Below are 16,194 nucleotides of genomic sequence, written 5' to 3'. Positions count from 1 at the left end.
GAACATCTACCCCCGCGAGATTGAGGAGTTCCTCTACACCCACCCCGATGTCGTCGACGCCCAGGTCATCGGTGTCCCGGACGCCAAATACGGTGAGGAGCTCATGGTCTGGCTCCGTCTCCGTGAGGGCGCGAAACCCCTCGACGCCGACACCGTCCGCACCTTCTGCGCCGGACGCCTGGCTCACTACAAGATCCCGCGCTATGTGCACGTGGTCGACGAGTTCCCGATGACGGTCACCGGCAAGGTACGCAAGGCCGAGATGCGCGAACTTGCCAGGGACATCCTCGGCTGAGTGGCTGGAACGCACCCTGGCTCGATCCGTCGCGGGCACCAGTGCTTGTTGCTAGCGTGTTCGCGACGGTCGGGCGTTCGGGATGGTACTGGACAGTGATGGGGGAGACGGTGTTCCGTCGTGCAGTGGTGGTGTCGATGTCGGTCTGCGCGCTGGTCGCGTCGAGTGCGGGTGGTGCCGGCGCCGGGCCGGGTGGGGTCGGCGTTCTCCCGAGTCCCAGTGCAACTCTGCCGGTCGGCGCCACGACGCTGCACCTGGTCGACGACGCACGGCCGGATCCGTTCCAGCCCGACCGGTCGAGGGAACTGATGGTCTCGGTGTTCTACCCGGCGACCGAGGTGAATCGCTACCCGCGTGCGCATTACGCGTCGACCGAACTGATCCCCGGACTGGAGGACGAACTCGGCATCGAGCTGCCCGGCGCCCTGACTCACGCCCACCGGGAGGCGCCCGCGCAGGCGGCGGGCGCCTACCCGGTCGTGCTGTACACCCCCGGCGCCGGTGTCTCGCGGATTCTGGGCACCGGGCTCGCCGAGGACCTGGCCTCGCGCGGCTATGTGGTGGTGACCATCGATCACACCTATGAAACCGGTCCGGCCGTCGAGTTCCCCGGCGGCCGGCTCGTGCGGCCCGCCCCGGCGCCCAACGGCTTCGACACCGCGATCCGCGAGAAGTACATCGCCGCACGGCTGCTCGATCTCCGGTTCGTGCTCGACTCCCTCGCCGGGCTGGCCGCGGGGACCAACCCCGATGCCGAATCCGACCCCCTACCCGCCGATCTGGGGCGGGTGCTCGACCTGAACCGGATCGGCGCCGTCGGACATTCGTCGGGCGGGTACACCGCCGTCGAGGCCATGCACGAGGACCGCCGCATCGACGCGGCCGTCGACATGGACGGACAGATCGGAGTGGACGAGGCGTTCGGCCGCGCGGTGACCGAGGGCGTCGACCGGCCCACCCTGGTCCTGACCAGCGATCAGATCGAGGACGTCGGGGATGCGAATCCGTCCCTCGACGCGTTCTGGCAGGGGGCCACCGGCTGGAAACGTCATCTGGCCATAGCGGATTCGGCGCACTACGACTTCACCGACATGCCGTCGCTGGTACCCGCCGTCGCCCGGCCCGCCGCGTCGACCTACCTCGGCGCCATCGATCCGGATCGCATGGCGTCGCTCGTGCGGGGCTACGTCGCGGCGATGTTCGACAAATTCCTGCGCGAACGCACCGACACCGTGCTGGATCGCCCGATCACCGAACCCGAGGTGCGGACAATCCGCTGACCTGGGTGCCAGCGCGGTGTCGGTCATGAGCTGTAGTCTCTGCGGCTGTGACGACAGCGCCCGAGATCGCCGACAGCACGACCACCATCGCCAGCGTAGGCAGGCGGATCGCCGATGAACTGGGGGTGCGCGAGACCCAGGTCCGCGCCGCCGTCGAACTGCTCGACGGTGGTTCGACGGTTCCGTTCATCGCGCGCTACCGCAAAGAGGTCACCGACGGCCTCGACGATGCCCAGTTGCGCCAGCTCGAGGAACGGCTCGGGTATCTGCGTGAGCTCGACGAGCGCCGCGGCGCGATCATCGAATCCATTCGCGGCCAGGGCAAACTCGATCCCACTCTGCACTCGCAGCTCATGCTCGCCGAGACCAAGGCGCGCCTGGAAGACATCTACCTGCCGTACAAGCCCAAGCGCCGCACCAAGGCGCAGATCGCGCGCGAAGCCGGACACGAGCCGGTGGCCGACGCGCTGATCGGCGACCCGGGTACCGATCCGGCCGCCTACACCGCCGAACAGCTCGACGGCGCCCGCTCGATCCTGGTCGAACGCTTCGCCGAAGACGCCGACCTGGTCGGTGAGCTGCGTGAGCTGATGTGGAAACGCGGCCAGATCACCTCCACGGTGCGCGCGGGCAAGGAGGAGGCGGGAGCCAAGTTCTCCGACTACTTCGAGTTCAGCGAGCCCTTCCACAAGCTGCCCTCGCACCGGATCCTGGCGCTGCTGCGCGGGGAGAAGGAGGAGATGCTCACACTGCATCTCGAAGCCGACACCGACGAACCGGCACCCGGCGAGCGCACCCTCTACGAGGGCCGCATCGCGGTCACGTTCGGCATCGCCGACAAGGGCCGTCCGGCCGATTCCTGGCTGCTCGACACCGTCCGCTGGGCCTGGCGCACCAAGCTCGCCGTGAGCCTGGGTATCGACACCAGGATGCGGTTACGGCAGGCGGCCGAGAAGGACGCGGTCGACGTGTTCGCCGCGAACCTGCGCGACCTGTTGCTCGCCGCACCCGCGGGCACCCGCACCACCATGGGCCTCGACCCCGGTTACCGCACCGGTGTGAAGGTCGCCGTCGTCGACGCCACGGGTAAGGCCGTCGCGACCGAGGTGATCTACCCGCACAAGCCGCAGGGGCAGACCGAGAAGTCCCTCGCGGTGCTGGCCGCGCTCGTCGCCCGCTTCGGTGTGGAGCTCATCGCCATCGGCAACGGCACCGCCTCGCGCGAGACCGATGCCCTCGCGGTGGAACTGATCTCGCGGATTCCGGAGAACAAGCCGACCAAGATCGTGGTGTCGGAGGCGGGCGCCTCGGTGTATTCCGCATCGGCCTACGCCTCGGCCGAATTGCCCGACATGGACGTGTCGCTGCGCGGCGCGGTCTCCATCGCCCGGCGTCTGCAGGACCCGCTCGCCGAACTGGTGAAGATCGATCCGAAGTCGATCGGCGTCGGCCAGTACCAGCACGACGTATCCGAGACGCTGCTCGCGCGCTCGCTGGGCGCGGTCGTCGAAGACGCGGTGAACGCCGTCGGTGTCGACGTGAACACGGCTTCGGTGCCGTTGCTCTCGCGCGTGTCGGGTGTTTCCTCGTCGGTGGCGGAAAGCATTGTGGCCCACCGTGATCAGAACGGGCCATTCAACAGCCGCAAGGCCCTGCTCGAGGTTCCGCGCCTGGGGCCGAAGGCTTTCGAACAGTGCGCGGGCTTCCTGCGTATCCGCGGCGGTGCCGATCCGCTGGACACCTCCGCCGTGCACCCCGAGGCCTATCCGGTGGTGCGCCGCATTCTCGAGCACACCGGCCGGGAGATGGCCGAGGTCATCGGCAACACCAGCACTCTGCGCGCGTTGAAGCCCGGCGACTTCACCGACGAGAAGTTCGGTGTGCCCACCGTCAGCGACATCATCGCCGAGCTGGAGAAGCCGGGCCTCGACCCGCGTCCGGAATTCAAGACCGCCGAGTTCGCCGCGGGCATCGAGAAGGTCGCCGACCTGAAGCCCGGGATGGTGCTCGAGGGCGTCGTGACGAATGTGGCCGCGTTCGGCGCGTTCGTCGATGTCGGCGTCCATCAGGACGGTCTCGTGCACGTGTCGGCGCTGTCGCACACCTTCGTCAAGGATCCGCGCGAAGTGGTGAAGTCCGGTGACGTGGTGAAGGTGAAGGTTCTCGAGGTCGACGTCGCCCGTCAGCGGATCGGGCTCACCCTGCGGCTCGATGACGAGCCGGGCAAGCCCGCGCAGGAGGACAATCGTGGGGGTGGCGCGCCGCGCGGTCAGGGTCGTGGACAGCAAGGCGGTCGTGGTCCGGCACCTGCCCGCAACCAGGGACAGGGGCGTCAGGGCAACGGCGGCGGTAACCAGCGCAAGCAGGCTGCGGCACCGAGCGGTTCGATGGCAGACGCCCTGCGCGCGGCTGGTTTCGGCAACAAGTAGGTAGCAACTCGACGACAGGGCGGGCGGCATGCGACGGTGGCTCGAGGAAGCGGTGATCGCGCACGGCCGCCTGCCCCTGCTCTGTTTCCTGCTGGGGTTCATCCTCGGTTTCGTGGTGATCCGGGTGAGTGTGCGGATGATCCGGGCCAATGTGCGCTGGTGGCCGGGCAATGTGAAAGCCGGCGACACCCACATCCACCACATGGTGTTCGGCGTGATCACCGTGCTGCTGTCGGGCATCGGGCTGATCGCCACCGCCGAGGACTCCACCCAGGTCACCTCGAGCGTGCTGGCCGCGATCTTCGGGATCGGCGCCGCGCTGGTACTCGACGAGTTCGCGCTGATCTTCTATCTGCGTGATGTCTACTGGTCCGAGCAGGGCCGAACCTCGGTGGACGCCGTCTTCGTCGCCTTCGCCGTGACCGGTCTGCTCCTGCTCGGCGTCCAACCGGCGACGTTTCTGGACTACGACGACTTCCGGGCATCGCGCGGTGTCGGGGTGCGGGTCGGGGTGGTGATCACGATCACGGTGAATCTGGTGCTCGCCGCGATCGTGATCGCCAAGGGCAAGATCTGGACCGGGCTGTTCGGCATGTTCTTCACGCCGCTGCTGCTGGTCGGCGCGGTGCGCTTGAGCAGGCCGGGCGCCCCGTGGGCACGTTGGCGCTACGGTCACCGGCCCAAGACCATGAACCGCGCGGTCGCGCGGGAGCGGCGCTACCGTCGCCCGGTCATCCGCGCGAAGATCTTCATCCAGGACCTGATCGCGGGCAAGCCCGACGTCGAGCACGCGCGTACGGCCGCCGAGGCGGAGTTGGCGCGTACCGTCGTCCCGGCGCCCTCGGCACCGCCGCCGCATCCGCACCTGCTGCCGCGCCGCCGAACCGACCAGACCGACGAGCAGTGAGGCCCGATTTCGATCAGGGCTACCCGGTCTGGCACAATGAACCGGTTGCCTTGGACGAGTCATGTCCGAGAGCACTCCTGTTCTGAGCATGAACCGGTCGAGCGCGCGAGTGCCGCCAGGTTCCTCTGTTCACGCAAAGAATCCGAAAAGGTGGAAAATGAACACCCTTGATTTCGTCGACGAGAAGTCGCTGCGTAGCGACGTCCCCGACTTCCGTCCGGGCGACACCCTGAACGTGCACGTGAAGGTCATCGAAGGCTCGAAGGAGCGCATCCAGGTCTTCAAGGGCGTCGTGATCCGGCGTCACGGCGGCGGCATCGGCGAGACCTTCACGGTCCGCAAGGTGTCCTTCGGCGTCGGTGTCGAGCGCACCTTCCCCGTGCACAGCCCCAACATCGACCACATCGATGTCGTGACCCGCGGTGACGTGCGTCGCGCCAAGCTGTACTACCTGCGCGACCTGCGCGGCAAGGCTGCCAAGATCAAGGAAAAGCGCTGATCTCGCAGTAGCACTTCGCAGTACCAGAATTCTTCAGGTAGCCCGGTACCCGACTCACGTCAGGGTGCCGGGCTACTCTGTTCGGCGTGGCAGACGAAAGTGAGTCGGTGTCGGTGTCCGATTCGGGTGACGAAGGTGGGCGGCGCAGAAAAAAGCGCGGCGACAAGAAGCAGCGCCCGTTCTGGCAGGAGCTGCCGATACTCGTCGTGATCGCAGCGGTGATCGCCGCGTTGATGGTGACTTTCGTCGGTCGGCCGTATGTGATCCCCTCGCAGTCGATGGAGAACACGCTGCTGATCGGTGATCGCATCTACGTCCAGAAGATCAGCTATTACGGCTCCGAACCCGGACCGGGCGACGTGGTGGTGTTCGTCGGACCGCCGTCGTGGAACGGGCACTACAAGTCGGTGCGTTCGGACAACACTGTCGTGCGCGGTCTGCAGAACTTCCTGTCCTACTTCGGGCTGGTCCCGCCGGACGAGAACGATCTGGTCAAGCGCGTGATCGCGGTCGGCGGGCAAACCGTGCAGTGTTGTGATCCGCAGGGTCGCGTGATGGTCGACGGCAAACCGCTCGACGAGCCGTACATCAAGAAGGACTACCCCTGGTACACCGACCGTCCCAACGCCGTGTACCCGGCGGGCCGGGTGTTCGGCCCGGTGAAGGTGCCGGAGGGCAATCTGTGGGTGATGGGCGACAACCGCAACGAGTCGGCTGATTCGCGCGCCCACGTCAGCGACGATCTACAGGGCACCGTGCCGGTGGACAACGTCCGCGGCAAAACGGTGTTCAAGATCTGGCCGCCGAACCGGATGGGCCCGGTGAAGACTCAGAACGCGCAGGAGAACTAACGCGATGAGGACGAGTGTTCTGGGCCAGAACGCGCAAGAGAACTGACACGTTGAGCAGGGGTGTTCCGGGGCGAACGCGCACCCGGAACACCCAGTCGAACTGACGCGACGGGACAATCGAACTGTGGGGCAGGATCGGACCAGCTGGCCGCCGCGGATGGTGATGCGCCGGGCGGCGGGACTACGCACGCTCGAAGCCGCGCTCGTGCGCGGTGGCCTCGCGCCGGTGGCCGGTGTCGACGAGGCGGGGCGCGGACCCAGCGCGGGTCCGCTGGTGGTCGCCGCGTGCCTGCTCGCGCCCAAGGCCTACGACAAGCTCGCCGGGCTCGACGACTCCAAGAAACTCACGGAGGCGGCTCGTGAGGAGCTGTTCCCGGTGGTTCAGCGGTTGTCGCTGGCCTGGAGCGTCGTGGTGGTACCTGCGTGGGAGATCGACTCGATCGGGATCCACGTCGCCAATATCGAGGGCATGCGCCGAGCCGTCGTCGGCCTCGAACGCACCCCCGGCTACATCCTGACCGACGGATTCAAGGTGCCCGGCCTGCCCGCACCGTCGCTGCCGGTGATCGGCGGCGACGGCACCGCGGCCTGCATCGCGGCCGCGAGCATCCTGGCGAAGGTGACCAGGGACCGGATGATGGTCGAGCTCGACGCCCAGCTACCCGGCTACGGTTTCGCCGCGCACAAGGGCTACAACACGCCCGAGCACACCGCCGCCCTGCGGCAGCTCGGACCGAGCACAGAACACCGCCGTTCCTGGCGGAATGTGCGCGAGCTCGAGGTGCCCGGAGGTAGCCGAGTGGCTACTCGTGCGGCACATGCGCGATGATGTCACCAATGAACGCGGCGCTGCTAGCAGGAGGACGTCCCACCCGATGAGTGCTGAGGACCTCGAGAAGTACGAAACCGAGATGGAACTGTCGTTGTACCGCGAGTACAAGGACATCGTCGGCCAGTTCTCGTACGTGGTGGAGACCGAACGGCGCTTCTACCTGGCCAATTCGGTCGAGCTGCGTCCGCAGAACGCCGACGGCGAGGTGTATTTCGAAGTGCGGATGAGCGATGCGTGGGTGTGGGATATGTACCGCCCGGCACGGTTCGTCAAGCACGTGCGGGTGATCACGTTCAAGGACGTGAACATCGAGGAGCTGGAGAAGCCGGACCTGCGCCTGCCGGAGTAGTTGTCCACAGGGGCGCGGTTATCCACAGGATTTCTGTTTGCCCAGGTCGCGGGGATAGTCACGTGAGCGTCTGTGGCCATGCTTTCGCTCATGGCACACAAACAGGCGCTCGGCGCGTACGGGGAGAAGCTGGCCGCGCAGTATCTGTGCGAGTCGGGGATGGAGATCGTCGCCCGCAATTGGCGGTGTCGATACGGTGAGCTGGACCTGATCGTCCAGGACCCGTCGATCACCGCGTTCGTCGAGGTGAAGACGCGGTCGGGGCTGGGGTTCGGAACTCCGGCCGAGTCGGTCACTTTCAGCAAGCAGCAGCGCATCCGCCGGCTGGCGCTGCTGTGGCTGGCCGAACAGGACGGGCCGTGGCGGCGCATCCGCTTCGACGTCGTGTCGGTGCTGATGCCGCGGGGTCGCGGGCCGGTCATCGAACATCTGACCGGCGCGTTCTGATGGCGCTCGGACGGGCGCTGTCGGTCGCGGTGACGGGGGTCGACGGGCAGCTGGTGGAGATCGAGGCCGACATCGGTCAGGGTCTGCCCTCGGTGAATCTGGTCGGTCTGCCCGATACCGCCCTGCAGGAATCGCGTAATCGGGTGCGTTCGGCGGTGGCCAACACGGGGGAGAAGTGGCCGGACGGCCGGGTGATCCTGGCCCTCTCGCCTGCGACGCTGCCGAAAGTGGGCAGTGTCTACGACCTCGCGCTGGCGGTTTCCGTGCTCGACGCTTCCGGGGCGGTGCCCGGCGAGCGGCTGGTGAAAACGGTGCTGCTCGGCGAGTTGGCGCTCGACGGTCGGGTACGGCGGGTGCGCGGGGTGCTGCCCGCGGTGATCGCGGCCCGTCGGGCCGGGCTGCCCACGGTGGTCGTGCCCGCCGAGGCGGTGGCCGAAGCAGGGCTGGTCGAGGGGATCGAGGTGCTCGGGGCGACGAGTCTGCGGGCAGTGGTGGCCTGGCTGCGCGGGGAGGGCCAGCTGCTCGAACCCGACGGCGTCGTGCCGGGGACGCAGGTCCCGTGCGGTGACCTCAGCGATGTCGTCGGACAGGACGAGGCGCGCTGGGCGCTGGAGGTCGCTGCGGCAGGCGGACACCATCTGCTGCTCACCGGGCCGCCCGGGATCGGCAAAACGATGTTGGCACAACGTCTTCCGGGACTGCTGCCACCGCTGTCGGAAGCGGAATCGCTGGAGGTGACCGCGATCCATTCGATGGCGGGATCGCTGTCGGCCGAGCAGCCGTTGCTCACATTGGCTCCCTTTGTCGCGCCGCATCATTCGACGTCGGTCACCGCCATGATCGGCGGTGGTTCCGGCATGGCCCGTCCCGGCGCGGTCAGCCGGGCCCATCGCGGGGTTCTGTTCCTCGACGAATGCGCCGAGATCGGCACCAAAGTCCTGGAGGCACTGCGGACTCCGCTCGAAGAGGGGGAAGTGCGTATCGCCCGGCGCGACGGCGTTGCCCGGTACCCGGCCCGCTTCCAGCTGGTCTTGGCGGCCAATCCCTGTCCGTGCGCTCCGGCACGCGATGTGGACTGCATCTGCGCGCCACTGGCACGACGCCGCTACCTGGGCAAACTATCGGGGCCGTTGCTCGACCGCATCGATATCTGGGTCCAGATGCACGGGCAGGCCGGTGCGACGTTCGGCGACGAACAGGCCGAGAGCAGCAGCACGGTGGCCGAACGCGTGGCCCGGGCGCGAGCTCGCGCGGCGCAGCGGTGGAGCGAGGACGGGTGGGCGACCAATGCCGAAGTGCCGGGCCACATTCTGCGGAAGCGATTCACGTTGCCGCGGGAATCGATCGCGCCGATCGAGACGGCCTTACGGCTGGGGCGCATGTCGGCCCGTGGCGCCGACCGGGCCATCCGGGTCGCCTGGACGGTCTGCGACCTGCGCGAAGGGGAGCTGCCCACGGTGCAGGATGTGATGTCGTCGTTGAACTTCCGGCAGCGAGGTGCGCAATGAGCGAATCGCGTGCGGTCGGCGACGTGGTGGATCTCTACGGTGATCCGGACGAGCGCCGACTCGCCTGGGTGTACCTGTCGCGGGTGGTGCAGGGGCCGTGTGCGCCACTGTCGGCCTTGATCGCCTCGGTCGGGGTGTGCGAGGCCGCGCGTGCTGTCCGTGAGCACGAGTTGCCCGCGGCGCTGCGTGGTCCCACCGCGATGCGGCGTGAGATCGACTCGGCAGCAGCGGATCTGGAGACGATTGCTCGTCTGGGCGGGCGGGTGATCACTCCCGACGACGAGGAATGGCCGGGCTGGCGGATGCTCGGACTCGATCAACTCGACAGCGAGCGTGATCGCGAGGCGGCGGTGCCGCTGGTGCTGTGGGCGCGGGGTCCCCTCTCGCTCCACGCCGCGTCCGAACGTGCTGTCGCGGTGGTCGGTTCGCGGTGTAGCAGTGGATACGGGTTGCAGGTGGCGAGCGAGATCGCGTGCGACCTGGCAGGCCGGGGCTGGACGATCGTCTCCGGAGCGGCCTTCGGCATCGACGCGGCGGCGCACCGGGCGGCCCTCGCCGTCGGTGGAACCACCGTCGCCGTCCTCGCCTGCGGTGTCGACCGCCCCTATCCGGCGCAGCACGACCGCCTGCTCGCCGCCATCGCCGACAGTGGTCTGGTCGTCAGCGAATACCCGCCGGGCATCTCGGCGCAGAAACATCAGTTCCTGGCGAGGAACCGGTTGATCGCGACGCTCGGGGACGGGGTTCTGGTGGTCGAGGCAGGGCTGCGCAGCGGCGCTCGCAACACCGTGAAATGGGCCCGCAGACTGGGCAGGCCGGCCATGGCTGTGCCGGGGCCGGTCGGGTCGGCCTCCTCGACAGGCTGTCATCGCATGATCAGAGACGGCGAGGCGCTTCTGGTAACCCGAGCCGAAGACATCATCGACGAAGCGGGTCCCCTCCGCCTCCCTGTCAGCGCAGGTGGCTCGACGGACCGCGCCGGCCACCTGCGCGGTGCTGAAGCTGAGATCTACGCGGCTCTACCCACCATCGGCTCGCGTCTACCTCGCGAACTGTCTCAGCAGTCCGGCTTGGACCTGGCCACGGTTCGAGCGGTCCTGCCGAGCCTGGAGCTCGCCGAACTGGTCGGCTGCGATTCCGGTGGCTGGTTTCGGACATCCAGTCGACGGGCCAGCTGACACGGTGGGCGTCCAGCGGGGGTGAGGTGTGGACATCGACGTTTCAGGCGAGCGCAGGTCGCGTGACGTGTGGACATCGACGTGCGCGGCAATGGTCGAGTGGGATCGGGACTGAGTGCTTCGCAGGCCGGGCGGCGACGGTGCGAAGACGAGCAGTACGGGGGAGCGGACCGTTCGGTCGGCTCGGCGGCGTGGTGGGTTGCGTGGGGGACCGGGAAGGGTGACGGTTGGGTCATGGATGTGTTGCCTGATGACCTGACCGCGTTGCTCACCGAGTTCGGGCGGCATCTGCGGTTGGGCCGGAATCGGTCGGCGCATACGGTGCGGGCGTATCTGGGGGATGTGCGGTCGTTGCTCGAGCATCTGTACGCGCGGTCGGCGGATTCGGCGGTGCGGGAGCTGGATCTGCCGTTGCTGCGGTCGTGGTTGGCCGAGCTGGCGGTGGCGGGGGTGGCCCGGACGACCCTGGCTCGGCGGGCATCGGCGGCAAGGACTTTCACCGCGTGGCTGACCGAGACCGGGCGGCTCGGTGTCGACCCGGGGCTGCGCCTGCAGGCTCCGAAAGCCCATCGCGTGTTGCCCGCGGTGCTCGGGCGTGGTCAGGCCGAACAGGCCATGGTCGCGGCGGAATCCGGGGCGGCGCAGCAGGATCCGATGGCGCTACGGGATCGGCTGGTGGTGGAGTTGTTGTACGCCACCGGGATTCGTGTCAGCGAGCTGTGCGGTCTCGATCTCGACGACATCGACCGGGAGCGTCGTCTGGTGCGTGTGCTCGGCAAGGGCAACAAGGAGCGCTCGGTACCGTTCGGTGGTCCGGCCGACACCGCGCTCGAGGGCTGGCTCCGGGCGGGTCGGCCGTCGCTGGTCAACAGCAACTCGGGCCGCGCCTTGTTCCTCGGCCAGCGCGGTCGCCGCCTCGACCAGCGCCAAGCGCGTGCCGTCGTCCACGACGTCATCGCCGCGATCCCCGGCGCTCCCGACATGGGCCCGCACGGCCTCCGCCACAGCGCCGCCACCCACCTCCTCGAAGGCGGCGCCGACCTGCGCGTCGTCCAGGAACTCCTCGGTCACGCCAGCATGGCAACCACCCAGCTCTACACCCACGTCTCCGTAGAACGCCTCAAACGAGTCCACGACCAGGCCCACCCCCGAGCCTGACTGTGTCGAGTCGGTCTTCGGCCCGGTCGACTTCGATAGCTGATCGTGTCGAGTGGGTTCTCGGCCAGGTCCCGTGCGCGGCCGAGCGACTCGAGCGGTCAGCGGCCGGCCCACCCGGCGACCGGTCGCCTTGGGGCGGTTTTACGCCCGATCCCACCCGTCGGCAGGTGACCTCGGTCTGGCCCGCAACGTGGCGATTCTCGTGTCCGGTCTGGGAAGTCGGCTCCCGGAACAGTGCCACTCCGGGAGTTTCGCGGAGGGCGGGGAACCCGCGCGCGTCCTTGTCACGGAGTGCGCACGATCGGCGCCGCGCCGGCACCGCACAGATCAGCGGCGACAACCTGATCGGCGCCGCGCTCGTGCGGATCATCCGTGGGTGGATCGGGGTAGCGCATGATGGGGGCAGGAGGTGGTGGTCGTGACGTTGCCCGAGGTCGGGGCCGAATCGGACGACGGCGAGGAGGAGGTCGACTATCGGTTCACCCTCGCCAACGAGCGGACGTTTCTGGCGTGGATCAGGACCGCGATCGGTCTGCTCGCCGGCGGCGTCGCGGTGCACACCCTCGTGCAGCCGACTCTGCTGGCCGGATTCGCCGGTGCCATCTCGATGATCTGCCTGATCATGGCGCTGGCCGTCGCGCTCGCTGCCTTCCGGCACTGGCGGCGGGTCGATCTCGCGATGCGGACCGGGCGACCGTTGCCAGGAACGGTCCTGGTTCCCGTGTTGTCGGCCGGTATCGCGATCGTCGCCGTGCTCGCCTGTGTGGCGGTCGTGCTGTCGTGACCGCACCGACCCTGGCGATGGAGCGCACCGCTCTGGCTTGGCGACGCACCTCTCTCGGAGCAGCCGGCTGCGCGCTGCTCTTCGTGCACGAGGCGACTGTCGACGGTTGGCCGGCATGGCCGGTCCCGCTCGCCGCCGCCACGGTCGCCCTGCTCGTGGCCGGAGTCGGCTGGTCGCGCGGCCGCGCACTCGATCGCGGACACTCTGGCACCGCGCACCGATTCATCGCGACCACCACCCTCGCCGTTGCTACCGTCGCCCTCATCGCGGCAGTCACCGTAGTGCTCAACGGGTAGCGCGCGCTCGCCCTGCGATGTACTCGGCACCGGGGGCGTCGTCAGAAATACTGTGGTGGACGTGACTTCCCTGCGCGAGCGGCTGCGCGCCGCGTTGAAAACTGCGATGAAGGCCCGTGACCTCGGTGCGGTCACGGCGCTGCGTTCGGCGTTGGCGGCGATCGACAACGCGGAGGCGATCGATGCCGGTGACGTACGAGCCGGCGCCATGGAGGAAAGCACAGTCGGCCTCGGTGCGGCCGAGGCCGTTCGCCGCGACCTCACCGAGGTCGAGATCGAAGCGATCGTCCGTCGGGAGATCGACGAAAGACGTTGCGCGGCATCTGACTACGACCGACTCGGCGCGATCGATCGCCGCGATCGGTTGAGCGCCGAAGCCGACGCGCTGGCCGCGCTGCTCTGACGGCCGTACCCGGGCGGGCCGGGCTGCGACGTCAGTTGTTGGTGGGCAGAGTGTTCAGGTAGCGGTGGGTGAACCAGCGCTGGACCAGCCGGGCGACGGGTCCGCCGAGACGGACGTACCAGGCACCCGGCTGGGAGAAGGCGGTGATCAGGCCGTAGACGGTGTCGTCGGTCGGGTCGTATTCGACGGCGAACAGTTCCTCGCCGACCTCGGGGTGTCCCGGCAGGGTGCCGTAGGCGAAACCTCGGCGGTCGGGTTCGTCGAGGACGTAGACGACGCGGCAGGGCGCGCTGATGTTCACTGGCCCGATGCGGAGGACGACGGTCAACTCGGTTCCGGGCTGCGCGGTTTCGGTATCGGCGCCGCGAAAGGTGCCGACGCCCTTCTGAATTCCGAAGTCGAGAATGTGGGCGGCCGCGCGCTCGAACAGATCGCGGCCGTGGCCGATCGGCCGCCGATTCCGGAACCGGTGGTACCCGTCGGGCATCGTGGCGCGGGTGGCGCCCACGTCGGGATAGGTGAAAGGCGCTGATTTCTCGGACACACCTCGATTCTCGTCCGCTCCGGGCTGTCATAGGTGCGGGGTGGCGGAGCGTTTCGTCACATCACGGATCCAACGGTTTCAGCCGGACCGGCACCTCGTGCAGGAGTCCGAGCGGGTCGACGTACTCGCGCCGGTTGTGGGCACCGGACTCACGGCGGGCTCCCCAGTGCAGGCACGCGGCGACCGGACACCCCTCGTGTCCGGTCACCAGCGTGCCGATCGCCGTACCCCTGACCACCCGGCTTCCCACCGCGACCTTCGCCGTCACCGGTTCATACGTGGTGCGCAAGCCGCCTGGATGATCGATGGACACCACGGGTTTGCCCGCCACTTCCCCCGCGAACACCACGATGCCGTCCCCCGCCGCCAGCACCGTCTGCCCGGCGGTACCCGCCAGATCCACCCCCCGATGCCCCGGCAGCCAATTCCGCTCCGGCTTGTCGAACCGGTGCTCTACCGCCGGCCGCGGCCGCAACGGCCAACCGAACGGCCCCGCTTCCGCCGCATCGGCCGGTACCGCGCCACTGAGCACAATGGCCACCGGACAGACGACCCCGAGTACTCCCCGGAAAATCGACCGCACCCGAAGCGCCGCGCGTCGCAGCTGCTCGGGAATGAGAGGACGCCGGCCACGATCGGGTGCCGCCGACCACGCATCACAGCCGGGCCAGGGCTGGTCGACCCGGTACAGGCGGGTCGCTGATGTGATGGCGTCAGGTCGAGGTCGATGACGGGGTGCTCGGTTCGTCGACCACGCCACGGCGTCAGACCGACCGGGCCGATTGGCGCCAGCCGGCCACGCTGTGGAGCGGGGTCGGGGCCAACCGGGCCGAACAACGCGGCCCGCTATCTTCAGCCCACCGTCGAGGGTCGCGAACATCGAGGCCTCAGCGGTGCGGTCGTGGTGTCGGCACCCGCTGCTGCGCCGCCAGCGACCGCAACATCTCCCGCAGAACCGCGGGCAGCTGCGCCGCCGACCCGTTCCCGCCTCCGGCCAGCACCCTGATCCCTATCTCCGACCGAGCCCCGGCACTCGGGTCCATACCCTGCGGTCGTGCCGGCGCGGGTCCGAAATCGTGAACCGTCACCTGCACCGGGACAGGAGCGGGAACGAGTTCCCGTCGGGGCACGGTCACCGGAACCACATTCGATTCCCGGCCGCACGAGACGGCGTCGGACGGGCGCTCCGGCGGCTGGACAGGCGAACCACTCCTGCGCGCACCTTCCATCGCCGGCCTCGGCGGGAGTTCCACAGCTACCGCCGCTGCGAGGATGATCGAAACGGGAACAGCGGCCGCCGCTGGTCGGCCTGTCGAGGTGGGCGCGTTCTGTGGGTTGGGCGCGGGCGGCGCTGTCGGCACCGTGCCGGGCGCGGCCGCATGCTGCGATGGGCGAGTCGCCTGGCCGACCCGCTCGGACGGGTGGGCCAGGACCACGGCCCCGCGTGCCCCGCCACCGGCGCATATCGGCGATGGGTCGATGGGGTGTGGGACCGTTGGTGCGACGTCGGTAGCGGAAGGTCGAGCTGCGGGTGGAGCACCGCTCTCAGGGTGTGCCGCGGCCGGTGCGGCAGCGACCCCCGCCGCGAAGAGCAGCGGAAATGTAGTGATCAGGGTGCGTGTCACAGTGTTCATGCCCCAACTCTGGGCGCCGGACAACCCCACCGGGACAACGATTTCGGGAATGTGGACAACGTTCCCGCATGTGGATATCGCGTACTTCATTCGCGAAATGGGCGGTCGTTGCGCAGGGGCGATTTCGGACCTGGCCCTGCTCCGCGTAGACTGAACAAGCGGTTTGTGCTCAGCAGCCAATGCGTGTGCACAGCACGGACCGACTTCGCGCGCCACCCGTGCTCGTCCATCCGGTCGTCGCTCGCAATGCAGACGGTCCGCGAGGGCATGTCAGCGCGAGTTCTCCAGCGGATGAACAGGGAAATCGTCGGCTGGTCCCGGATTCTTCGAATCGGGTCCGGCGGTTTCGGTGGCGCCAGGGCAGTCGATCGCCGATCGACTGCGACAACCGGCAACGAAAGAGAGATACGAAGGCTATGCCTGTCGTAACTATGAAGCAGCTGCTCGACAGCGGCGCGCACTTCGGCCACCAGACTCGTCGGTGGAACCCGAAGATGAAGCGGTTCATCTTCACCGACCGCAACGGCATCTACATCATCGACCTGCAGCAGACGCTGACCTTCATCGACAAGGCCTACGAGTTCGTCAAGGAGACTGTCGCCCACGGTGGCACCGTCCTCTTCGTCGGTACCAAGAAGCAGGCCCAGGAGTCGATCGCTTCCGAGGCGCTGCGCGTCGGAATGCCCTACGTCAACCAGCGTTGGCTGGGTGGCATGCTCACCAACTTCTCCACCGTGCACAAGCGCCTGCAGCGCCTCAAAGAACTCGAGGCGATGGAGCAGACCGGTGGCTTCGAGGGT

General features: G+C 68.2%; 17 protein-coding genes and 1 pseudogene. 16 read left to right on the top strand and 2 right to left on the bottom strand.

Annotated elements, in window-relative coordinates:
• From ACFWF3_RS03900 to ACFWF3_RS03830, 15 genes and pseudogenes are all read left to right on the top strand, one after another.
• Positions 1-295, top strand: a pseudogene (locus ACFWF3_RS03900) (AMP-binding protein); the annotation flags it as partial.
• Positions 296-405: 110 nt separating this feature from the next.
• Positions 406-1,575 carry an alpha/beta hydrolase family protein gene (locus tag ACFWF3_RS03895; RefSeq protein ID WP_379312337.1) on the top strand — a complete coding sequence of 390 codons (1,170 nt, stop codon included), beginning with the start codon at positions 406-408 and terminating at the stop codon, positions 1,573-1,575.
• Between the two features lie 47 nt (positions 1,576-1,622).
• Positions 1,623-4,004: a Tex family protein gene (locus ACFWF3_RS03890; RefSeq protein ID WP_379312336.1), complete on the top strand. Its 2,382-nt coding sequence runs from the start codon at positions 1,623-1,625 to the stop codon at positions 4,002-4,004.
• Positions 4,005-4,032: 28 nt separating this feature from the next.
• Complete coding sequence (locus ACFWF3_RS03885; RefSeq protein WP_378992193.1) at positions 4,033-4,911, top strand: hypothetical protein; 879 nt, start codon at positions 4,033-4,035, stop codon at positions 4,909-4,911.
• A gap of 157 nt (positions 4,912-5,068) precedes the next feature.
• Positions 5,069-5,410 carry a 50S ribosomal protein L19 gene (gene rplS, locus ACFWF3_RS03880; protein ID WP_071929278.1) on the top strand — a complete coding sequence of 114 codons (342 nt, stop codon included), beginning with the start codon at positions 5,069-5,071 and terminating at the stop codon, positions 5,408-5,410.
• Between the two features lie 86 nt (positions 5,411-5,496).
• Positions 5,497-6,261 (top strand): signal peptidase I, encoded by a 765-nt coding sequence (gene lepB / locus ACFWF3_RS03875; RefSeq protein WP_379312335.1) that lies wholly within the window; start codon positions 5,497-5,499, stop codon positions 6,259-6,261.
• A 124-nt stretch (positions 6,262-6,385) separates the two neighbouring features.
• The gene (locus ACFWF3_RS03870; RefSeq protein ID WP_379312334.1) at positions 6,386-7,090 is read left to right on the top strand and encodes a ribonuclease HII; all 705 of its coding nucleotides are present in this window, start codon (positions 6,386-6,388) and stop codon (positions 7,088-7,090) included.
• Between the two features lie 46 nt (positions 7,091-7,136).
• Positions 7,137-7,442, top strand: a complete 306-nt coding sequence (locus ACFWF3_RS03865) for a DUF2469 domain-containing protein (RefSeq protein ID WP_011210678.1) — start codon at positions 7,137-7,139, stop codon at positions 7,440-7,442.
• A gap of 90 nt (positions 7,443-7,532) precedes the next feature.
• A complete protein-coding gene (locus ACFWF3_RS03860) occupies positions 7,533-7,889 on the top strand; it encodes a YraN family protein (protein WP_378992197.1) in 357 nt (118 codons plus the stop codon).
• Complete coding sequence (locus tag ACFWF3_RS03855) at positions 7,889-9,397, top strand: YifB family Mg chelatase-like AAA ATPase (RefSeq protein ID WP_379312333.1); 1,509 nt, start codon at positions 7,889-7,891, stop codon at positions 9,395-9,397. Before ACFWF3_RS03860 ends, ACFWF3_RS03855 begins: the two co-directional genes overlap by 1 nt.
• Complete coding sequence (gene dprA, locus ACFWF3_RS03850; protein WP_379312332.1) at positions 9,394-10,575, top strand: DNA-processing protein DprA; 1,182 nt, start codon at positions 9,394-9,396, stop codon at positions 10,573-10,575. Before ACFWF3_RS03855 ends, dprA begins: the two co-directional genes overlap by 4 nt.
• Before the next feature lie 234 nt (positions 10,576-10,809).
• Positions 10,810-11,733 carry a tyrosine recombinase XerC gene (locus ACFWF3_RS03845; RefSeq protein WP_379312331.1) on the top strand — a complete coding sequence of 308 codons (924 nt, stop codon included), beginning with the start codon at positions 10,810-10,812 and terminating at the stop codon, positions 11,731-11,733.
• 418 nt (positions 11,734-12,151) lie between these two features.
• Entirely contained in the window at positions 12,152-12,517 is a 366-nt protein-coding gene (locus tag ACFWF3_RS03840; protein ID WP_379312330.1) for a YidH family protein, read from the top strand.
• Positions 12,514-12,813 (top strand): DUF202 domain-containing protein, encoded by a 300-nt coding sequence (locus tag ACFWF3_RS03835; RefSeq protein WP_379312329.1) that lies wholly within the window; start codon positions 12,514-12,516, stop codon positions 12,811-12,813. The genes ACFWF3_RS03840 and ACFWF3_RS03835 overlap by 4 nt, the downstream gene beginning before the upstream one ends.
• A gap of 61 nt (positions 12,814-12,874) precedes the next feature.
• Positions 12,875-13,216: a hypothetical protein gene (locus ACFWF3_RS03830; RefSeq protein WP_379312328.1), complete on the top strand. Its 342-nt coding sequence runs from the start codon at positions 12,875-12,877 to the stop codon at positions 13,214-13,216.
• A 31-nt stretch (positions 13,217-13,247) separates the two neighbouring features.
• Here ACFWF3_RS03830 and ACFWF3_RS03825 read toward each other — a convergent pair whose 3' ends face one another.
• Both ACFWF3_RS03825 and ACFWF3_RS03820 read right to left on the bottom strand, forming a co-directional pair.
• Entirely contained in the window at positions 13,248-13,760 is a 513-nt protein-coding gene (locus tag ACFWF3_RS03825) for a DUF1990 family protein (RefSeq protein WP_379312327.1), read from the bottom strand.
• Between the two features lie 61 nt (positions 13,761-13,821).
• A complete protein-coding gene (locus ACFWF3_RS03820; protein WP_379312326.1) occupies positions 13,822-14,301 on the bottom strand; it encodes a M23 family metallopeptidase in 480 nt (159 codons plus the stop codon).
• A gap of 1,509 nt (positions 14,302-15,810) precedes the next feature.
• On the opposite strand from ACFWF3_RS03820, the gene rpsB reads away from it, so the two are divergent.
• A partial coding sequence (gene rpsB / locus ACFWF3_RS03815; protein WP_379312325.1) for a 30S ribosomal protein S2 occupies positions 15,811-16,194 on the top strand: 384 nt, incomplete at its 3' end.

This window comes from Nocardia sp. NPDC060220, from assembly GCF_042727815.1.
In the GTDB taxonomy this organism is placed as follows: Bacteria; Actinomycetota; Actinomycetes; order Mycobacteriales; family Mycobacteriaceae; genus Nocardia.
Note: the sequence above shows the minus strand (reverse complement) of the source record. Positions and strands in the feature narration are given on the sequence as shown.

Coding starts and splice junctions, on each gene's coding strand:
- ACFWF3_RS03885 (WP_378992193.1), top strand. CDS start 4,033: ATGCGACGGTGGCTCGAGGAAGCGGTGATCGCGCACGGCCGCCTGCCC.
- rplS (WP_071929278.1), top strand. CDS start 5,069: ATGAACACCCTTGATTTCGTCGACGAGAAGTCGCTGCGTAGCGACGTC.
- ACFWF3_RS03865 (WP_011210678.1), top strand. CDS start 7,137: ATGAGTGCTGAGGACCTCGAGAAGTACGAAACCGAGATGGAACTGTCG.
- ACFWF3_RS03860 (WP_378992197.1), top strand. CDS start 7,533: ATGGCACACAAACAGGCGCTCGGCGCGTACGGGGAGAAGCTGGCCGCG.
- ACFWF3_RS03855 (WP_379312333.1), top strand. CDS start 7,889: ATGGCGCTCGGACGGGCGCTGTCGGTCGCGGTGACGGGGGTCGACGGG.
- dprA (WP_379312332.1), top strand. CDS start 9,394: ATGAGCGAATCGCGTGCGGTCGGCGACGTGGTGGATCTCTACGGTGAT.
- ACFWF3_RS03845 (WP_379312331.1), top strand. CDS start 10,810: ATGGATGTGTTGCCTGATGACCTGACCGCGTTGCTCACCGAGTTCGGG.